20 protein-coding genes and 1 tRNA gene are annotated in these 19878 nt (G+C 41.7%); 7 read left to right on the top strand and 14 right to left on the bottom strand.

The annotated features are described in order from the left end of the window. Positions 1-43: 43 nt before the first annotated feature. The 6 genes from clcA to carA form a co-directional block, all read right to left on the bottom strand. Positions 44-1420, bottom strand: coding sequence for a H(+)/Cl(-) exchange transporter ClcA (gene clcA / locus H9629_RS03120; RefSeq protein WP_191730539.1), 1377 nt, complete (start codon positions 1418-1420; stop codon positions 44-46). Between the two features lie 116 nt (positions 1421-1536). Then, positions 1537-2154, bottom strand: coding sequence for a CatB-related O-acetyltransferase (locus H9629_RS03115; RefSeq protein ID WP_191730538.1), 618 nt, complete (start codon positions 2152-2154; stop codon positions 1537-1539). A 120-nt stretch (positions 2155-2274) separates the two neighbouring features. After that, positions 2275-2652: a putative four-helix membrane protein gene (locus H9629_RS15565; protein WP_404793543.1), complete on the bottom strand. Its 378-nt coding sequence runs from the start codon at positions 2650-2652 to the stop codon at positions 2275-2277. Positions 2653-2751: 99 nt separating this feature from the next. Beyond that, positions 2752-3228: a transcription elongation factor GreA gene (greA, locus tag H9629_RS03110; RefSeq protein ID WP_144724369.1), complete on the bottom strand. Its 477-nt coding sequence runs from the start codon at positions 3226-3228 to the stop codon at positions 2752-2754. 91 nt (positions 3229-3319) lie between these two features. Continuing rightward, positions 3320-6550: a carbamoyl-phosphate synthase large subunit gene (gene carB, locus H9629_RS03105; protein ID WP_064102859.1), complete on the bottom strand. Its 3231-nt coding sequence runs from the start codon at positions 6548-6550 to the stop codon at positions 3320-3322. 13 nt (positions 6551-6563) lie between these two features. Continuing rightward, positions 6564-7706, bottom strand: a complete 1143-nt coding sequence (gene carA / locus H9629_RS03100; RefSeq protein WP_144724371.1) for a glutamine-hydrolyzing carbamoyl-phosphate synthase small subunit — start codon at positions 7704-7706, stop codon at positions 6564-6566. A 309-nt stretch (positions 7707-8015) separates the two neighbouring features. Here carA and H9629_RS03095 point away from each other — a divergent pair, with 309 nt between their 5' ends. Beyond that, entirely contained in the window at positions 8016-8504 is a 489-nt protein-coding gene (locus H9629_RS03095; RefSeq protein WP_064102857.1) for a hypothetical protein, read from the top strand. Between the two features lie 102 nt (positions 8505-8606). Beyond that, complete coding sequence (locus H9629_RS15530; protein ID WP_064102856.1) at positions 8607-8831, top strand: hypothetical protein; 225 nt, start codon at positions 8607-8609, stop codon at positions 8829-8831. Between the two features lie 157 nt (positions 8832-8988). On the opposite strand, the gene H9629_RS03090 is transcribed toward H9629_RS15530, so the two are convergent. Together H9629_RS03090 and yhbY are read right to left on the bottom strand one after the other, a co-directional pair. Beyond that, the gene (locus H9629_RS03090; RefSeq protein ID WP_064096329.1) at positions 8989-9528 is read right to left on the bottom strand and encodes a DOMON-like domain-containing protein; all 540 of its coding nucleotides are present in this window, start codon (positions 9526-9528) and stop codon (positions 8989-8991) included. A gap of 11 nt (positions 9529-9539) precedes the next feature. Beyond that, on the bottom strand, positions 9540-9863 hold the full coding sequence (gene yhbY, locus H9629_RS03085) for a ribosome assembly RNA-binding protein YhbY (RefSeq protein WP_064096328.1): 324 nt from the start codon (positions 9861-9863) through the stop codon (positions 9540-9542). 195 nt (positions 9864-10058) lie between these two features. Between yhbY and rlmE the strand changes: the two genes are divergently transcribed. The 4 genes from rlmE to H9629_RS03065 all read left to right on the top strand — a co-directional run bounded on the left by rlmE (position 10059) and on the right by H9629_RS03065 (position 14319). Then, positions 10059-10709, top strand: coding sequence for a 23S rRNA (uridine(2552)-2'-O)-methyltransferase RlmE (rlmE, locus tag H9629_RS03080; RefSeq protein ID WP_064096327.1), 651 nt, complete (start codon positions 10059-10061; stop codon positions 10707-10709). A gap of 132 nt (positions 10710-10841) precedes the next feature. Further along, a complete protein-coding gene (gene ftsH, locus H9629_RS03075; RefSeq protein ID WP_064096474.1) occupies positions 10842-12731 on the top strand; it encodes an ATP-dependent zinc metalloprotease FtsH in 1890 nt (629 codons plus the stop codon). Positions 12732-13044: 313 nt separating this feature from the next. Then, positions 13045-13896 carry a dihydropteroate synthase gene (gene folP / locus H9629_RS03070; RefSeq protein WP_064096326.1) on the top strand — a complete coding sequence of 284 codons (852 nt, stop codon included), beginning with the start codon at positions 13045-13047 and terminating at the stop codon, positions 13894-13896. A gap of 108 nt (positions 13897-14004) precedes the next feature. After that, a complete protein-coding gene (locus H9629_RS03065; protein WP_064096325.1) occupies positions 14005-14319 on the top strand; it encodes a DUF5713 family protein in 315 nt (104 codons plus the stop codon). 30 nt (positions 14320-14349) lie between these two features. On the opposite strand, the gene H9629_RS03060 is transcribed toward H9629_RS03065, so the two are convergent. From H9629_RS03060 to H9629_RS03050, 3 genes are all read right to left on the bottom strand, one after another. Beyond that, positions 14350-15036 carry a hypothetical protein gene (locus tag H9629_RS03060; RefSeq protein ID WP_064096324.1) on the bottom strand — a complete coding sequence of 229 codons (687 nt, stop codon included), beginning with the start codon at positions 15034-15036 and terminating at the stop codon, positions 14350-14352. A gap of 91 nt (positions 15037-15127) precedes the next feature. Beyond that, positions 15128-15213 (bottom strand) — tRNA-Leu (locus H9629_RS03055). A gap of 171 nt (positions 15214-15384) precedes the next feature. Beyond that, positions 15385-16113 carry a hypothetical protein gene (locus H9629_RS03050; RefSeq protein ID WP_191730537.1) on the bottom strand — a complete coding sequence of 243 codons (729 nt, stop codon included), beginning with the start codon at positions 16111-16113 and terminating at the stop codon, positions 15385-15387. 174 nt (positions 16114-16287) lie between these two features. On the opposite strand from H9629_RS03050, the gene H9629_RS03045 reads away from it, so the two are divergent. Next, positions 16288-16794: a hypothetical protein gene (locus H9629_RS03045; RefSeq protein ID WP_064096322.1), complete on the top strand. Its 507-nt coding sequence runs from the start codon at positions 16288-16290 to the stop codon at positions 16792-16794. Between the two features lie 38 nt (positions 16795-16832). On the opposite strand, the gene H9629_RS03040 is transcribed toward H9629_RS03045, so the two are convergent. From H9629_RS03040 to H9629_RS03030, 3 genes are all read right to left on the bottom strand, one after another. Then, positions 16833-17111, bottom strand: coding sequence for a hypothetical protein (locus tag H9629_RS03040; protein ID WP_064096321.1), 279 nt, complete (start codon positions 17109-17111; stop codon positions 16833-16835). A 62-nt stretch (positions 17112-17173) separates the two neighbouring features. Continuing rightward, positions 17174-18496 (bottom strand): hemolysin family protein, encoded by a 1323-nt coding sequence (locus H9629_RS03035; RefSeq protein ID WP_064096320.1) that lies wholly within the window; start codon positions 18494-18496, stop codon positions 17174-17176. A 127-nt stretch (positions 18497-18623) separates the two neighbouring features. After that, the gene (locus H9629_RS03030) at positions 18624-19613 is read right to left on the bottom strand and encodes a LysR family transcriptional regulator (RefSeq protein ID WP_064096319.1); all 990 of its coding nucleotides are present in this window, start codon (positions 19611-19613) and stop codon (positions 18624-18626) included. Between the last annotated feature and the right edge of the window lie 265 nt (positions 19614-19878).

Below are 19878 nucleotides of genomic sequence, written 5' to 3'. Positions count from 1 at the left end.
TCAGCCCAAAAGGGAGAATTGTTAGCTATTTTCAAAGTTAACTTTATTTTTCTTTTGACTGATCCGGTTCATTTTTCGAACTGGCTAAAGTACTATTTAAAATTGCACTATAGATAGGCGTTGCACCTAACGTTTGTGCCATAAATGTTGCTGCCAGACAGGTAATAATCAGCGGTAGAATGAGCACAAAACTTCCCGTCATTTCCATAACAACCATGATACCTGTTAGTGGGGCGCGAATTGTGGCAGCAAAAAGACCAGCCATCCCCAGCACTGCACAGTTCAGTAATTCAATATCATATTGAGGAAAAACGGGCTGTGCGATCATGCCAAACAACACCCCTATAATTGCACCTAAAGCAATTGTCGGTGCGAAAATACCGCCAGGCGCACCTGAACCGAAACATAAAATAGTGGCAATAAAACGTAAACACAGAAGAATCAAAAGCGGATAGAACATGGTCATGCCATCTACAAGATTTGGCAAAATAGCGAAACCACCCCCTGTCATTTCAGGTTTTAGTAAGCTTAAAACCCCAAAAGTACCTGCAAGCACAGCACCTGTTAAAGGAAAGAAATATTGTTTCTTTTGATAAAACAAACCCAGAATACGACGTAAAGTTAAAATAAGAGAATTGGATAAAGAACCAATCAAGCCAAGAAACAGGCCTAAAAAAATATAAATCCAGACAGATTTTAAGGGGGCTGCCAAAAAAGTCCCCATATCTAAAATGGGATTAGACCCCATAATAAACTGATAGACCATGCAAGAAGTAATACAGCCAACAAAAACAGCTTTAATAGAGGCCTTGGTATAAGTAAATTCAGGCCGCATCTCTTCAATAACAAACAAGATGCCACTCAGCGGTGCATTAAATGCAGCAGTAATACCTGCACCTGCACCAGTCGCAATGAGAGTATGGAGAGACTCATTATTTTTAACTTTACATAGGTCGGCAGTCATTTTTCCGAGATTGGCACCTATTTGCACAGTAGGTCCTTCACGTCCTAAGACCATTCCGCTACCTAATGCGCCTAAACCACCAAAAAATTTAACAGGAATGACACGCCACCAGCGTACTGGGCGTAAATTGAGTAGTGCTCCTTCGACTTCGGGAATTCCTGATCCTCCTGTTTCAGGGGCAAACCTTTGTACAAGATAATAGGCAAACGCACCCATAGCAGCAGTGATGCAGAAAATTAAAAAATAGCTTAAATAGGGTGAGGCATGCTCAACATGCTGTAAGAACTGTTCACGGTAGCTAACTGTATAATTAATGCAAATATGAAAAAGGGAGCCAAGTAAACCTGTTGCAGCGCCCACAATGCTGGCGAGTATAAGAATGATAAAAGGTGAGCGTTTTTGCCAGCTTTCTATCTTATGGGTTGCAGTACTGGCGAGTACTTTGGCTGTTTGCATACGCTATCCTGCACTTGGCTTTTCTAATTATAATTGAACACCTTGGCGGTATTTTTACACACTCTGTATCAAAACTTTCTAGTTATCGATATTGGACTGAGCAGTATTTAAGGTCTCTATGTTAAATAAAGTGCCAGTTGCTGAATGTCATCTGTTTGTAATTGTTCACGGATTTTTAAAAACTGCTTTTCATCAATGTCATAGATTTTCAAAGAAAGCAGTTTGTGTATATCTTCCTGTGGAAAGCGGTATTTGATAATCTTTGCAGGAACACCACCTACTACTGCATATGCGGGTACGCTCTTGGTCACGACTGCACCCGTAGCTACCACAGCACCTTCACCAAGGGTTACGCCTTGCATAATCATGGCACGCGAGCCAATCCAGCAACCATCACCAATTATTGTGTCACCCGCAGGCACAAAGCCACGTGTATCAAAAGGAAACGCTGAAATCCAGTCCGTGCGGTGCAACTGGTTGCCACCCATCATGATCACGCACTCAGCGCCAAAGCAGACGAAATTTCCGATATAAAGCTGATCAATCGGTTTCTCAGGCGTAGATGGCTTGTCATGTAAATAACGCACCACACAACGCTCAAAACCCTGATCCCAATACGCTGAGTAGTAAGAGTAATTCCCTTTAATGTGAATATTGGGGTTCTTCACCGTTTTTGAGATGAATTCGAATTCACACCAATGATTGACAGGGGAATTGATTAACTTTTCAGACATGGAAAAACGATGTTAATGGGGTAGTGGGATTATACAGCAGTTAAGCCCCTCTTTTGTAAAGAGGGGTTTGGGGAGATTGAAAATATAAATATACTGCGATAAAGAGAAGTTAAGTAATTTTTATGTTCTGCGGAGAAATAATAAGAGGCTGAACATTATAAAAAAAGTGTAAGTTAATATTGTTAATTTTTCATCTGTCTGTATTAGAAACTTAGCAATCAATGTTATGGGTATTGATGCGAAGAAGGCAATAATTGCATACCCAATTAATATAAAAATCCAGTGGAGTAGACCATCTTTAGATGTGGGTTTCTCGCTACATTGCTGCCTTTCTTGCCATGAGAGATAAGAGTATATATAAAAAAATAATGATCCAATTACAAAAATAAATCCGATAATTAAATTAATGAAATCATTAGAATCACCTCTGTATCCTCTAGCGAAGACTTGAGTACTGAATAAGATAGTTGAGATGCTGACGAAGATGATTTTGATCATTTTATTTTTTAGTAATATTGCTGATTATATTTTATACTATAAATTGCAAAAAACCCCTCAATCGAGGGGTCTTACAGCCTAAAATATCTAAACAAAAAACTAGATATATTCAACTTTTACAATTTCATATTCAACTTCACCGTTTGGTGTATTGATTTTCACATCATCACCTTCGCTTTTACCCAAAAGGCCACGTGCAATTGGCGAGTTTACAGAGATCTTGTTAATCTTAAAGTCTGCTTCGTCATCGCCTACAATTTTGTAGGTTTTCTGCTCTTCGGTATCCAGATTTTCAATCGTGACCGTTACACCAAAAACCACACGACCATTCTGTTCCAGTTCTTTGACATCGATCACCTGAGCTGCACCCAGTTTGCCTTCGATATCCTGAATACGTCCTTCACAGAAACCTTGCTGTTCACGTGCTGCATGGTATTCTGCATTTTCTTTTAAGTCGCCGTGTTCACGAGCTTCCGCAATCGAAGCGGTGATACGTGGGCGATCAACTGTTTTCAGTTGGTGTAATTCTTTCTCTAAGGCAATTTTGCCTTCAGGTGTCATAGGATAACGTTGCATGTTGTCCCTCAAAAGTCAGTTGAAAGATATAAAATCTATAAATAAAAAAAAGCCCGCCACCAAGAAGGTAGCGGGACTTCTTGGAAGCGAATTAACCTTTAGTTAGGTCTTGCAAACGATATACATCCATTGGCAATTTAATTGCTAAAGCTTGGCATACAGCGTCCGCACCATTCAATGTAGTTGTGTTATACACTTTACCTTGAAGCGCTGAACGACGGATCGAGAATGAGTCTTCTTGTGCCTTTTTGCCTTCAGTCGTGTTAATCACAAGGTGGATTTCGCCGTTTTTGATACGGTCCACAATGTTAGGACGACCTTCAGTTACTTTATTGACACGTTCGCATTCCAGACCAGCTTCGCTAATCACTTTAAATGTACCATCAGTCGCAAGAATCTTGAAGCCTAGGTCAATTAATTGTTTCGCAATGCCGGCAGCACGTGGTTTATCTGAGTCACGTACAGAGATGAAAGCATGTTTGACTTCACCTTCAGTTGGAAGACCAGGTAAACGCTCATTTGCACCCAGTACAGCTTTATAGAATGCTTCACCGAATGTTTTACCCACCCCCATCACTTCACCTGTAGATTTCATCTCAGGGCCAAGGATCGGATCAACACCAGGGAATTTGTTGAATGGGAATACCGCTTCTTTTACAGAGAAGTGCTCAGGAATAATCTCTGATGTAAAGCCTTGCGACTCAAGAGATTGACCTGCCATACAACGTGCAGCCACTTTTGCAAGCGATTCACCGATACATTTAGATACGAATGGAACTGTACGTGATGCACGTGGGTTCACTTCCAGGATGTAAACGTCATCGCCTTTCACTGCAAACTGTACGTTCATCAAACCGATTACGCCTAGCTCTTTCGCCATAGCAACGGTTTGACGACGCATTTCGTCCTGTACTTCTTTAGATAAAGAGTAAGGAGGAATAGAACATGCTGAGTCACCTGAGTGAATACCTGCCTGCTCAATGTGCTGCATGATACCACCGATCACCACGTCTTTACCGTCAGATACGCAGTCTACGTCAACTTCGATTGCGTCATCCAGGAAGCGGTCAAGAAGAACAGGCGCTTCGTTAGATGCTTGAACCGCATCACGTAAGTAGCGTTTTAATTCTTCATCGTTGTACACGATTTCCATCGCGCGACCACCAAGGACGTAAGAAGGACGTACTACAAGTGGGTAGCCAACTTTAGACGCTTCAGCCATACCTTCTTCAGCAGATTTTACGATGCTGTTGTTTGGTTGACGAAGTTGCAGACGTTGAATCATTTGCTGGAAACGTTCACGGTCTTCTGCGCGGTCAATCGCGTCAGGTGATGTACCAATGATTGGTGCACCAGCTTCTTCTAAAGCACGCGCCAATTTCAATGGTGTTTGACCACCGTACTGTACGATAATGCCTTTAGGCTTCTCGATACGTACGATTTCAAGTACATCTTCCAACGTAATTGGTTCGAAGTACAAACGATCTGAAGTGTCATAATCTGTAGACACCGTTTCAGGGTTACAGTTCACCATAATGGTTTCATAACCATCTTCACGCATTGCAAGCGCCGCGTGTACACAGCAGTAATCGAATTCGATCCCTTGACCAATACGGTTAGGACCGCCACCAATCACCATGATCTTATCACGGGTTGAAGGGTTGGCTTCACACTCTTCATCGTAAGTTGAATACATGTACGCTGTATCAGATTCGAATTCTGCAGCACATGTATCCACGCGTTTGTAAACTGGCGTTACGCCCAGATTCCAACGGTGTTTCCGGAATTGTTTTTGTGAAATACCCATTAAGTCCGCAATGCGAAGATCTGATAAACCTTTACGTTTAAAGCTACGGATATTCTCCGCATTTAAATCACCAAAACCTAAAGTTTTAATCTGGTTTTCAGTTTTAATGATGTCTTCGATTTGAATCAAGAACCAGCGGTCAATGTTCGTTGCAGCAAATACTTCGTCTAAAGTAAAGCCGTGACGGAATGCGTCGCCCACATACCAGATACGCTCTGGACCTGGTACTTTAAGTTCTTGCAAGATTTTGTCGCGCGCGCCTTCAGCACCCACTTCAATTTTTTCGTCAAAACCAGAAGCACCCACTTCAAGACCACGAAGGGCTTTTTGTACAGATTCCTGGAAGTTACGACCAATCGCCATGACTTCACCGACAGATTTCATCTGTGTAGTTAAAGTCGCATCAGCTTGTGGGAATTTCTCGAAGTTAAAACGAGGAATCTTGGTTACAACGTAGTCGATTGCGGGTTCGAATGATGCAGGAGTCGTGCCGCCAGTGATGTCGTTTTTCAGCTCATCAAGGGTGTAACCAACTGCCAGTTTCGCTGCAATTTTTGCAATCGGGAAACCAGTTGCTTTAGACGCAAGGGCAGAAGAACGAGAAACACGCGGGTTCATCTCGATCACAACCATACGGCCATCTTTCGGGTTAATACCGAACTGAACGTTCGAACCACCAGTTTCTACACCAATTTCACGGAGAACCGCTAAAGATGCGTTACGAAGTAACTGGAATTCTTTGTCTGTCAGTGTTTGAGCAGGCGCAACAGTGATTGAGTCACCTGTATGCACGCCCATTGGGTCAAAGTTTTCAATGGTACATACAATGATACAGTTGTCGTTTTTGTCACGAACAACTTCCATTTCGTACTCTTTCCAGCCAATTAATGATTCATCGATCAATAACTGTTTGGTTGGAGAAAGATCGAAACCGCGTTCACAGATTTCAATGAATTCTTCTTTGTTGTATGCAATACCGCCGCCTGAACCACCCATGGTGAAAGATGGACGGATAATCACAGGGAAGCCGAAGCGAGCTTGAATTTCTAGAGCTTCTTCCATTGACTCAGCAATGTCAGCTTTCGGACATTCAAGACCGATTTTACGCATTGCCTGGTCAAACAGTTTACGGTCTTCAGCTTTTTCGATTGCTTCTTTGGTCGCACCGATCAATTCAACATTATATTTTTCTAAAATGCCGTGCTCATCAAGGGCAAGGGCACAGTTCAATGCTGTTTGACCACCCATAGTAGGAAGAACTGCGTCTGGACGTTCTTTCTCAATGATCGCTGCAACAGTTTGCCAGGTAATCGGTTCGATATACGTTGCATCTGCCATTGCAGGGTCAGTCATAATGGTCGCTGGGTTAGAGTTCACCAAAATAACACGGTAGCCTTCTTCACGAAGAGCTTTACACGCTTGCGCGCCTGAATAGTCAAACTCACACGCCTGACCAATCACAATAGGACCAGCACCAAGAATTAAGATGCTTTTAATGTCTGTACGTTTAGCCATGATGCTTCCTTAATTACTTCTTAGATGCTTCGATAAGTTCGATGAAATGATCGAACAATGGTGCGCAGTCATGTGGACCAGGGCTTGCTTCAGGGTGACCCTGGAAGCTGAACGCAGGCTTGTCTGTACGATGAATCCCTTGAAGGGTTTGGTCGAACAGTGATTTGTGCGTCGCTTTAAGGTTTGCAGGCAGTGTATCTGCATCCACTGCAAAGCCATGGTTTTGTGAAGTAATCATCACTGTACCAGTTTCGATGTTCTGTACAGGATGGTTGGCACCGTGGTGACCGTGAGGCATTTTCACAGTCTGAGCACCGCTTGCAAGCGCAAGAATTTGATGGCCCAGGCAGATACCAAATACAGGTACGTTGCGAGCATCTTCTACAATTGTTTTTACAGCTTCAATTGCGTAGTCACATGCAGCCGGATCGCCAGGGCCGTTCGATAAGAACACGCCATCTGGATTCAGTGCAAGTACGTCAGCAGCAGGAGTTTGCGCAGGCACAACAGTCAATTTACAACCGCGGTCTGCGAGCATACGTAAGATGTTGGTTTTGACACCGTAATCGTATGCAACAACATGGAATTTAAATTCTGGTTGAGCGAAGCCTTTACCTAAAGTCCATGAACCTTCAGTCCATTCAAAACCTTCAGGATCACAGCATTCTTTTGCAAGGTCTAAACCATTCAAACCACCGAATGCGCGTGCTTTTTCTAGTGCTTCTTCTTCAGTGATGTTTTCGCCTGCAAGAATACAACCGTTTTGTGCACCTTTATCACGTAAAATACGTGTTAATCGTCGCGTGTCGATGTCAGCAATGGCAACTACATTGTGCTGTACTAAATATTCACCTAGTGATTGTTCAGCACGGAAGTTACTGTGTAATAAAGGAAGGTCACGGATAATTAAACCGTTCGCCCATACTTTATGAATACGACCTGATTCTGTGTCTTCTTCATTGCAACCCGTGTTACCGATATGTGGGTAAGTTAAAGTTACAAGTTGCTGTGCATAACTTGGATCAGTCAAAATTTCTTGATAGCCAGTCATGGCAGTGTTGAAAACGACTTCGCCAGTCGTACTACCCGGTGCGCCAATCGAAGTACCTTTAAAGATAGTTCCGTCGGCTAGGGCTAAAATTGCTGGGGTGCTCAAACCAAAGCTCCTGAAATTTAGGCTGTAAAAAAGCGAGAAGACGAAAAAAAAGGAAGGCTATTTTTTTAACCAACCCTCCTATGTCTGCTCGCTTGAACTTAACACGGCATTATACGCAGAATGACCCTTGAAGTCCAATGGCTTTGCAGCGAAAGTATAAGATAAATGGCTTGCTTTTTGCATGGAAGTCTGTTTTGTAGACAATGTGAGAAAATGTAAGCAATTAATAATTGTCAGACAAATCAAATCTTAATTTTTATCAGATCTACTAATATAGCTTAAGTCAACATAACAATAGGAATAAGACAAATGACTACAGCCCCGAAATCTACTACATCTAAAAAAGTTACCCCAAGCGTAGTCAGTGAAACTGCCGAAAAGCTTGAAAAAGTGGCGGTTGAGGCTAAAGATCAGGCAATTGAAACCATCGAAGAAAGTAAAGAAAAGCTTGAGGTTGAAGCGAAGCAGTTAACTGATACTGTGCAGGAACAGCTACGTCAATTAAAGCAGGAAGTGTTGCAGCGTATTGATACTCTAAAAGAGCAGATTTTCGGTTCGCAGAAAGAATTAACTGAATTAAAAAGCTTTATCAAGACAGAATTCAGCGCAGTCATTGAAGACCTGTCCAATCTGGGTAAAGAGCTGAAAGAAGATGTCAGCCAGATTTCGACCAAGCATAAAGAGCATTTGACTGGTACGTTTAAACGTTCTAAAGACAGTACCATTGAAGTATTGAAAAAAGTTAAACCCGTCATGAAGACGGAAAGCTCGGACAAAAGTCCTGAGCTGAAAAGTTAGGCTGCGCTGAAAGGCCGCTATTTAAAAAGGAGAACAATGATATGTTCTCCTTTGTCTTTATGCAGCAAAACGGACTCACAATAACAATTAGAGGGGGTCACGATGCCACAGCATTATTTTATAGGTGTACTTATTTTACTGATATTGATCATGCTGCTGAATCTGGAAAGCGGATTGAGGCGCATACTTTATCTGGGTGTAATCCTGTTATGTCTTGGAATACTCGGACCAGTATTTGGGAGCATTCTTCTAATGATCATTACTTTTGCTTTTATACTCTATGCTGCCGTGAAATCTATTCAGGAACAGCATCATCTGCATCATTAAAACATGTACACGGGAAATAATCTAAACTCCATAATAATGAAATACACGATCAAGATGATTTTATTGTTTTAAACAAAAAACGTGAGACTTCAAGTCTCACGTTTTATTCGCCTGTTACCCATTCTAGTGGCTAACCCAACATCTGGCATCAACCTGTTTAAAATATGTGCAGCCAGTCGCGTTTATTATGAAAATCTGCCTGAGGGCTACTATGCTGCATGGCATAGAACTGATCACCTTGCGAGGTTTTTAGAACAGCAGATAAACCCAGGAACAAGTTTTCCCATTTCAGTTTATGGGTTGCCATAAAATCAGTCAGATCCAGACTGACATTGAGACCATAATGCGTACGTTTGAGCTGATTCAACTCAATATCATTCGCAGCCTGCGGTGGCATATCTTCAGGATAACGGTATTCTTCAAATTGATAAGCCTGCCAGGCCTGAGAAGGGGAGAGATTAATCTCACGATAAAAATCTTCACCCTGAACCCCAATAAAAATTTCGAAGCAGGTCTGTTCCCACAAAAAATCCTGACGCGGATGAGCCGTCACCATGTCGGGCCACAGGATGTACTGATTGGGATCACGAATCCAGAAGCCCACATTTAAACTGCATGGGCCTTGCTGTTCAATGGCGGCAACCAGAGAGATGGCCTGAAAACGGCGATCAAATGCGCTAAGTTCGTAACTTGCCATAAGTCCTGTACTTAGTTTGAAAGATGAGCGAAACGGACAAGGTTGGACAATTTTTGGTTTTGTTTTGCAGCTTTTTTGTAAAGCAGTGCAATCTTACCAATAGTTTGAACCACCTCAGCGCCAGTTGCTTCTGCAATTTCAGTAATCAGTGCTGAACGTGCTTCGCGATCTTCGGCCACGATTTTTACTTTAATCAGTTCGTGGTCGTTTAAAGCACGTGCCAATTCTTCGATAACATTTTCAGTCAGGCCTTTGTCACCCAGCATAACCACCGGGTTTAAAGCATGTCCGATTTGACGTAAACGCTTACGTTCCTGAATAGATAAAGACGCCATGAGAGATAACCTGAATTTTAAAACGGCTTAGTATAGCAAAATCAAAAAACAAACGCTTTAAATTATCAGGAAATAATCACTGCGCATATCTCCTGATAAGGAGCAAAACTCCTAGATTTAGATACACATGTATACTGCAAAATATGTCTTTTTCACGTACAATTAATAATTAGACGTTTTTTTATTTAGAGAGTTATGGCTACACGCATTACCAACCAAAAGTTATCTAAAAGTAGTCGTGATTGGATGAGAGAGCATTTAGACGATCCTTATGTGAAAAAAGCACAGAAGGAAGGCTATCGTGCGCGTGCAGCATATAAGCTCTTAGAGATGCAAGAAAAGTACAAAATCATCAAACCGGGTATGACTGTGGTCGACTTGGGTGCCGCACCCGGCAGTTGGTCGCAAATCGCCGGTAAGCTAGTCGGTGACAAGGGTTTATTGATTGCATCTGATATTTTACCAATGGATGCATTACCGGATGTAACGTTCTTGCAGGGCGACTTTCGGGAGGAAGAAGTCTTCCAGAAACTGTTAGAAATTTTAGATGGTCGTACTGTAGACGTTGTAATTTCAGATATGGCCCCCAATACATCAGGTAATAAGGCTGTAGATCAACCGCGTCAGATTTACTTGTGTGAACTTGCACTGGATTTTGCCAATAAGGTGTTAGGCCCCAAAGGTCAATTTGTGGTAAAAGTTTTCCAAGGCTCAGGTTTTGACGAATTTCGTAAGCAAGTGGTTGATAGTTTTGATGTTCTTAAAACATCTAAACCTTTGGCATCACGTGCTCGCTCCAAGGAAGTTTTCCTGATTGGGCAGGGACGTAAGAAGGCTTTAAAATAAGTCTACTTGCCAAGTCGTTAAAAATTGTGCATTTTGTAAGTTTTCATATAATTGTAAGTTGATTTACAGCTTAAGTATTAAGGTCACCCTGAACAGGGCATGATCAAATTAGATTGGAATGGGAATAAAGCTTTGAGCGATCTTTTTAAGAATGCCGTATTGTGGCTCGTGATACTGGGTGTGCTGGTGTTAATCTTCAGCAACGTCAGTGACCGCAATCAACCGACTACAATGAACTACTCAGAGTTTGTTGCCGCGGTCAATGCTGGCCAAATTAAACAAGTTGTGATTGACGGCGAAAGAATCCGTGGCGAAAAAACAAACGGTTCAGAGTTTGAAAGTATTCGTCCGGCAGTTCAGGATCCTGAGCTGATGCCAAGCCTCATTAAAAATAATGTTGTGGTCGAAGGTGAAGCACCACAGCGTCAAGGCTTGCTCATGCAGTTGCTTATTGCAAGTTTCCCTGTACTTTTAATCATTTTGTTATTCATGTTCTTTATGCGCAACATGGGTGGCGGTGCAGGTGGTAAAAACGGCCCAATGAGTTTTGGTAAATCTAAAGCCAAAATGCTGTCTGAAGACCAGATTAAAGTCACTTTTACTGATGTAGCTGGTTGTGATGAAGCCAAGCAGGAAGTGGTTGAAATCGTAGATTTCCTCAAAGATCCAACCAAATTTAAACGTCTGGGTGCAAGTATTCCACGCGGTGTGTTAATGGTGGGGCCTCCAGGTACAGGTAAGACTCTACTTGCTAAAGCCATTGCAGGTGAAGCTAAAGTTCCATTCTTTAGTATTTCAGGTTCCGACTTCGTTGAAATGTTTGTCGGTGTCGGTGCATCACGTGTGCGTGACATGTTCGAACAGGCAAAACGCCATGCACCATGTATCATCTTTATTGATGAGATTGATGCAGTCGGTCGTCATCGTGGTTCAGGTACTGGTGGTGGTCACGATGAACGTGAACAGACCCTCAACCAGATGCTGGTAGAAATGGACGGTTTCGAAGGTAATGAAGGTATTATCGTCATTGCTGCAACCAACCGTGCAGATGTACTGGATAAAGCTTTACTTCGTCCAGGCCGTTTTGACCGTCAGGTTGTTGTTGGCTTGCCAGATATCAAGGGTCGTGAGCAAATTCTGAATGTACATTTGAAAAAATTGCCTTCAGTGACAGGGGTAGATGTTAAAGTGCTTGCACGTGGTACACCAGGCTTCTCCGGCGCCCAATTGGCCAATCTGGTGAACGAAGCTGCTTTGTTTGCTGCACGCCGTAACAAAAACACTGTCGATATGCATGACTTTGAAGATGCAAAAGACAAGTTGTATATGGGTCCTGAACGTAAGTCGATGGTCCTTCGTGAGGAAGAGCGTCGAGCGACGGCTTATCATGAAGCAGGCCATGCAATTGTTGCTGAAAGTTTACCAGGTACAGATCCTGTGCATAAAGTAACGATCATGCCACGTGGTTGGGCTTTAGGTGTTACCTGGCAGCTGCCTGAATTTGACCAAACCAGCCATTACAAAGATAAAATGCTGAATGAAATTTCTATTTTGTTTGGTGGTCGTATTGCTGAAGAAGTCTTTATTAACCAGATGTCAACAGGCGCTTCCAATGACTTTGAACGTGCAACCAAAATGGCACGTGCGATGGTGACCAAATACGGTATGTCTGACAAATTAGGAGTCATGGTCTATGAAGAAGATGCACAGCAATCATTTATGGGCAGTATTGGCAGCCGCAGTATTTCGGAAACCACACAACTAGAAGTTGATCGTGAAATTCGTCGAATTCTGGATGAACAATATAAAGTCGCACGCAATATCCTGGAAAGTAAAAAAGATGTTGCCCATGCGATGGTGAAAGCTTTAATGGAATGGGAAACCATTGATCGGGATCAAATCCGTGACATTATGGAAGGTCGTGAACCTCAACCGCCAAAAGTTTATGTTGCAGAAAATCCTGTGATTGATGTAACACCAAATGATGGCCCGTTGACACCTCCACCATTGCCAGCCAATTAAGCTTAATAAAAAACCACCTTCGGGTGGTTTTTTATTGCAGCCATTTGAGCCACGGGTTAATAAATGATTTTGCTATAAACGATATAACATCAAAATAAACTATGAGAATGAGATTATTCAACTATTTAAGATAGCAAATATCTACAGCATATTAGCCAGTGAATGGCTGCAGGTGATAGGATGATTACAAACTAAAATAATGCAATATTCTAAAAATAATTACTTCGAAATCTAGCGATTATTCTTATTCAGTTTTGCTTTATTTAATTATCCATAAGACAATATTGAGGTTATTTTAAGTGAGTATTGAATCATGCAGCTGATGCCTTTGTTACCACATGTATGGACATTTGGTGATTTAAAATTGGACTTATCCCAGCCGCATGTAATGGGGATTCTCAATGTCACCCCAGACTCTTTTAGTGATGGTGGTCGGCATAATCAAAAAGAAGATGCAGTTGCCCGCGCACTGGAAATGATCGCTGAAGGCGCAACCGTGATTGATATTGGCGGTGAATCGACCCGTCCAGGTGCAGCAGCAGTAGAAGTGGAGGAAGAAATTCGCCGCGTGGTGCCTGTGGTTGAAGCTTTATCCAAACATAATGTCATTCTCTCGATTGATACGTCGCAACCTGAAGTGATTCGTGCAGCGGTTCGGGCCGGAGCGCATATCTGGAATGATGTCCGTGCTTTGACTCGGCCGAATGCATTGCAGACCGCAGCAGAGCTGAATATTCCAGTAATCATCATGCATATGCGTGGTGAACCGACCACGATGAACAATCTGGATCAATATGAGGACGTCACTGCTGATGTGATTCGCGAGTTATCCCAACGCGTTCAGGATGCCTTGGATGTGGGAGTAAAAGCGGAAAATATCATGATTGATCCAGGTTTTGGTTTCGCTAAAAATGCCCAGCAAAATTTACAGTTGCTGAACGAATTTTATAAACTGACAGAAATGGGCTATCCGATTCTGTCTGCTTTATCTCGTAAACGCTTTATCGGGACAGTGCTAGATGGTGCAGCACCGCAAGAGCGGGCAGTAGGCTCTGCAACAGCACATTTACTGAGTATTCAGCAAGGTGCCTGCATGGTACGAGCACATGATGTTAAGGCTACAGTCGATGCGATTAAAGTCTGGCAAGCCATGCAAATGGCTTAGAAAGCGAGGCCGGGAAATCCCTACATTGACAATGTTGTTTGGCTTTTAAGCAACAATATGCTATATAGGCACGCTTAGATTAGATAGTCATCCTTTAGAGTGCCTGTAATGTTTGCAGATTTACTTCTCCCCATGTTCGATGATGAATATTATCCCGATATTCTGGTTGCTGAAATCAAACAGCATATCGAACGTTTTGCCCAAAAAGTCGCTAAATCAGGTTTGTCAGATCAAGAAATTTATCAGCTTGCCAATCTGACTGTGGCTGATATTAATGTCATGAAACCTCAGTTTGAAGATCTGGATTCATCTCTGGATGATAGCGCTGCAGATTATATTGCCGAAGCCATGATGATGGTGGTTCAAGAACACGGCCTGTTCGAGATTGAAATGGAAGAACTGATTACCAATCGAGAATGGTGATTTAAGAAAACCCTGCAGCTGCAGGGTTTTTTATTGTCTGTTGAAATACTCTTTAAAGCTATTAAAGCGAATCGAGCCTAATAATAGTTGCTCTTCATTCATGCATTGCTGATACAGATTCTGGTAATAAGCTTGCAGATCTGACTGACCTTGAACCTGTTGTGGTGTTTTTGATCTGGATTGTTGATAAGCCCAAAAAGCCAGTTGCCGGAGTTTCTGCAATTTGATCTGATCAATTGCGCTACAGGAATTTTTAAATAAAGGTTCCAGGATGACCACCCCAAAGGAGGAAATCGCTAAAAAGATCATGCTGATAATGACCAGCACATCCGAATGAACCAGATAAAGATTAAGCAGCAAACATAGAAAAATTGGAATTTGCAGATAGAGACAATTTTGCAAACGCTGACTATAGGCTTTGGAGCTGTACTGTGCTTGATATTGCGCATAACAGATATAAGGATACAGTAGGGCCATCAGCATAATTAAGGTGACATTAAAGGCAACCGTGGCATTTTTGAAAAAATAATATTCCAGAAATACCGAGCTGATACTACAGGCTACACAGACCAGAAGGGACAGTAAATTAATCGCGATAACGAACTGGATATTTTGCAGGGCATTAAATTTAAAGCGGCTATAATGCAACTTTAGAAAAAAAGCATCTGGATGACGTAATTGTAATGTGGCGAGATCGAAGTGTTTTAATTCTGACATGGGGGATTTCGCGCTAAAAAATAAAATTCAGGCACAAAAAAACCAGCACAATGCTGGATTTTTTATTGCACCATTTTAATAAAAATTAAAATGGTGCCCGAGGCCAGACTCGAACTGGCACGCTTTGTGGGCGGGGGATTTTAAATCCCCTGTGTCTACCGATTTCACCACTCGGGCATGTGCGCAATAATAGAGGACGAAATAAAGCTTGGCAAGCAAATTTCTAAATGATCGCTTTCTTTTCAAGCAATTCCATCACTTCTTATCTACAAACTAGGTCTATCTACCTGTTCTCTTAATGAAGAGTTGTAGATATTTAATAGAGAGAATTAAGAGTGATTGATATTACTATGAGTTATCTTTCAGATAACTATCGATGTCCAGATACTTGATGGTTTTGCAATATTGATGCTCATATTTCAGCAGCCGCGTATATAACCCGGCATAGTGATTTAATTGCTGTTTGAGTACGGCATGCCGAGGATCATGGCTTGAATAAAAACGTAATTTTAGTCGGATCAGACAGGTCTGTTTATAAGCCCAGAAACAGATTTTGCGTAATTGTTGCAGCTGGTAATGTTCAGCATTCTGGCTATTTGTTCGGAATAAATTCTCCCGATAAAAACGTACAAAGCCAAAGCTCACGCCAAAGAAGAAGAGAGTCCACATCAGCAAACTGCTTTTCATAAACAGTAAATTTAAGGCTAGCAAAAGAATCACAATAGCCATTTTGATCGGAGTGTGACGCAATGACTGGTACAGTGAATAAGAAGAATGCTGAATCTGTTGCAAAATCAAGGTAAGACTCAACATCAAAAACAACAGAATGCCTAAAATGGCATAACTCTGTGCCTGAAATTCGCTGATTTGCATAAAAGCATGCTGTAGCAGATCTCGTGACATCAAACTTATGGGAATAAAAATCATGGCGGCCAAAGTCCATGGAATAAAAGACTTGGCTTTATCCCAGATTCCTCGAATTTTGATCTGGCTATAGAACAGGTAATTGCCTTTAAATGCAGCCGGATACTGTCGTTTAAGTTGCTGTAACAACAGCGTCACTTGTCTAGTGGGCATCATCCTAAGATTAATTTAATATTTAGATGAAGCACTATAGTCGATTTGGCGCAAAATCGCAGAAGAAATGCAGTTTCAGAACGTAGCGCTGTTTTAATCATGAAGATTTTGATTTTTTAGCGTCGAATTATGCGAAAATAGCCCATTCAAGATTTATTTTTTTAAGGACAGTTTATGACTGATCAATCTCCTCAGGCGTTAAGCGACATCGAAATTTTAGACATCCTGCAAAGTATGAAAAAGGATGAGCTAAATACTGAGGCGCAAGCAGCAATTCGTCAGGGTGGCAAAGCTGGTCGTCAGGAAGCACATAAAGCAGCCTTGGTAGCATTGAATCAGTCATTTGAAGACAAATTTGTCGAAGCGGTATCGTTGGCTTTGGGTTTAAATTCGGCCCAGATCAAAAAAATCCGTTATAAAAAAGACCGGATCCGTATTTTAAAAGCGCACGGTATCGATTATATGGCGATTGATGGTGCTGAAACTGCACAGGTATTGTCACAAATTGCACAAGCAATTGTGCGTGAAGATGCCATTGTCACCCATGACCTGCACAATATTTTTCCGTTCTGGAAAGAAGGCTGGCCTATGGTGCAATTCGATAATGCTTATAAAATTTTAGAAGATGATATCCAGATTCACTATCAAGCTGTTCTAGAGGCTTTATTAGCGAAAGTCTAAATTATAAATAGTTTTAAAAAGCACCTTCGGGTGCTTTTTTAATCGCGATACATCAGTGCAATCAGCCAACTGATGGGCAAAATAAATAAACGCCACCAGGTGATCAAGGGCCAATAAAAATACTCTCCAAACCTCAAGGTCGAGTCGAAACCTTGTCGGCGACGTTCATGCGGATAGGGAATAATGAAAACGGTTAAAACCAGCATAATGATGGCTGCCAGTAAGAGCAGGGGATTCTGCTGTTTGGCAAAAAAGAAATAAAATAAATACAGAGCGGAATAAAAAAACAGACATGCCAAAAATGCAGAAATATTCATTACTCACCTTATGATTTTTTTATTAGAATAATTTTTTCTATTTATTAGAAAGAAGAACCAGACTAATCTGATTCTTCTTGAATAACTGAATTGGTTTCGATTAAGCGGGTCACCAGTAACTGGTCAATTTTAAAGTGATCGACATCCACCACTTCAAACTTATAAGCACCAAATATCACTGCATCTGCAGGACGTGGAATCTTGCGTAATTTATACATCATAAAACCAGCGATGGTTTCATAGTTTTCATCATCAGGCATTTCATCAATTTCAAGCGCATGCTTGATATCTTCAATCGGTGTGCTGCCTTCAATCAGCCAGGAATTGTTGTCACGTTTAATAATTTGCTGATCGGCTTCAATAGGCGTCACCCAGTCACCCATCACGGTAATCATAATATCGGAAAGGGTAATCACGCCAACGACCAGCGCATATTCATTAATGACGACGGCAAACTTTTCCTTGGTGGAGCGGAAACGGTCCAGAACTTCTGATAAGGTTAAAGTATCCGGAATGGTCAACACATTACGGATGGTATTTTCATTGAGCTGCAGCAGTGACTGGTTATTCAGAATACGCACCAGAATGTCTTTGGCATCGACATAGCCAATCACACTGTCGATGTCATTGCTGCATACCAAAAATTTGGAATAAGGATATTCCGCCAGCTTTTGCCGAATACTTTCTTCCGGTTCATTTAAGGTAAAAAACACCACATTTTCACGTGTGGTCATACTCGAAGGCACGTTACGTTCTTCCAGCTCGAATACGTTTTCAATGAAATGGTGTTCCTGCTTCTGGAGTACACCGGCCTGTGCACCGGCATCCATCACTGCAGAAATATCATCAAAAGTAATATTGTCATCACGGATGGTATTCACTTTAAACAGACGGAACAGCATGTTGGCAATCGCGTTAATGAACCAGGCCAAAGGTTTACAGACTTTAATGAAAATCTGAATTGGCTCGATGACTGAGACTGCGATCTTTTCTGGCGCAATCATGGCCAGACGTTTCGGCATCAGGTCCGCAAATAAAATAAATAATGAAGTGACGACAGTAAAGGAAAGCGCAAAGCTGATATTTTCAGCCCAAGGTCCTTGGTAAAAGCGGGAAACAAAATTATAAATATAAGGACGGAAGGCGCCTTCACCTAAAATACCGCCGAGAATGGCGACTGCATTTAAACCAATTTGAGAGGCTGCAAAGAAGTCCGCAGAATTTTCTTGTAGATCTAAAACTTTTTGAGCGCGATGTTCACCCGATTCAGCCAGAATTTTCAGTTTGACTTTACGGGCACCTGCGAGGGCGATTTCTGTTAAAGATAAAAAACCGGCCCCCGCGATGAGTATTAAGATAATCACGATATTTTGTAAGAGGCTCACAAATCCACCTGTGGATAAATAATATCTTAGGATATTTTTAGCATAAAAAAAGACTTGAGGTGTAACAATGACAGCTCAAGTCCTCAAAGTATAATCTTCAAAAATAAGAATTTAGAAGATTGTAAGGTTAATAGTTTGAAAATTGAGAATTATTGCTCAGGAATTCACGATTTTCCTCTTCAATCATTTGCCGTGCAACATATAAAATCAGCTGACGTAACCAGCGATGTGCCGGATGATGATGCAATAATGGGCACCACGCCATTTTCAATTCAAATTCCGGAATATAAAACGGCGGATCTTTTAAAATCAGATTGTGATTTTTGGCTTGCAAGCGCGCAATACGTGAAGGCAGTGTTGCAATCAGATCTACATTGGATGCTAATAAGCCTGGCATTTGATAATGACGGGTAAATACCGAAATCTTACGTTTCTGGCCAATACGTTCCAAAGCCTGATCAATCCAGCCTAAACCGGCCTGTTTTTCAGGATTCACCCCGAAACCAACACCCATACCGGTTTTAGAAACCCAGATATGCTGTGCATCCAGGTAACTTTTAAGGTTTAAGTTGCTTGCGGCAGGATGCTTGTTATTTAAAAGACAAGAAAAGCTGTCACGCCAGACCAATACCTGATGAAAACTTTGCGGAATCTCATTAAAGCGGTTGATTGCCAGATCGACCTTGCCCTGCTCCATATCCCGATAAGACACGTCACTTGGCGTCAGGAAGTCGAGAACAACATTTGGAGCTTCTGAACGCAAGGCTTTGACTAAGCGTGGTACTAAAGTGGCTTCGGCATAATCCGAGGTCATGATCCGGAAGACACGATTTGAGGTATATGGACGGAACTCGGTACGCGGTTCCAGAATCATGGACAAGTCAGCCAGGGCATCCCGAATGCGGGGCTGCAATTCTAAGGCACGTTCAGTGGGTGTCATGCCTTCAGAAGAGCGAATCAGGAGAGGATCATTAAATAAATTGCGTAATCGGCGTAAAATGTTACTCATGGCAGGCTGGGTAACACCCAATTGTTCTGCTGCACGGGTGACATTTTTTTCGCGAAGAAGTACATCAAGATAAATTAATAGATTGAGATCGACTCGCTCCAGATTCATAAAAGAAATACCGAGAATAAATACAAGAAATTATGCTCATTATGCCATAACTGACGGGCTTTGTGTAAAGCACCGATGAAAAAAAAGCCATGATAAAACAACCATAGTCTATGGAATTTGTTTAGGTTGAGCTGGATTATCAAGGTGTTTTACTAGGGGGGAATAGGAGGGATTTCTGAAAGCTGATCTAGGGCGTGTCCTCATTTGAAAAATTGGTTTTAAATACTTAAAATCCTCCTTTAAGCTCTTTTGATTTCTATATTTT

Origin of the sequence: Acinetobacter pecorum (genome assembly GCF_014837015.1) — a bacterium.
Classification (GTDB): Bacteria; Pseudomonadota; Gammaproteobacteria; order Pseudomonadales; family Moraxellaceae; genus Acinetobacter; species Acinetobacter pecorum.
Note: the sequence above shows the minus strand (reverse complement) of the source record. Positions and strands in the feature narration are given on the sequence as shown.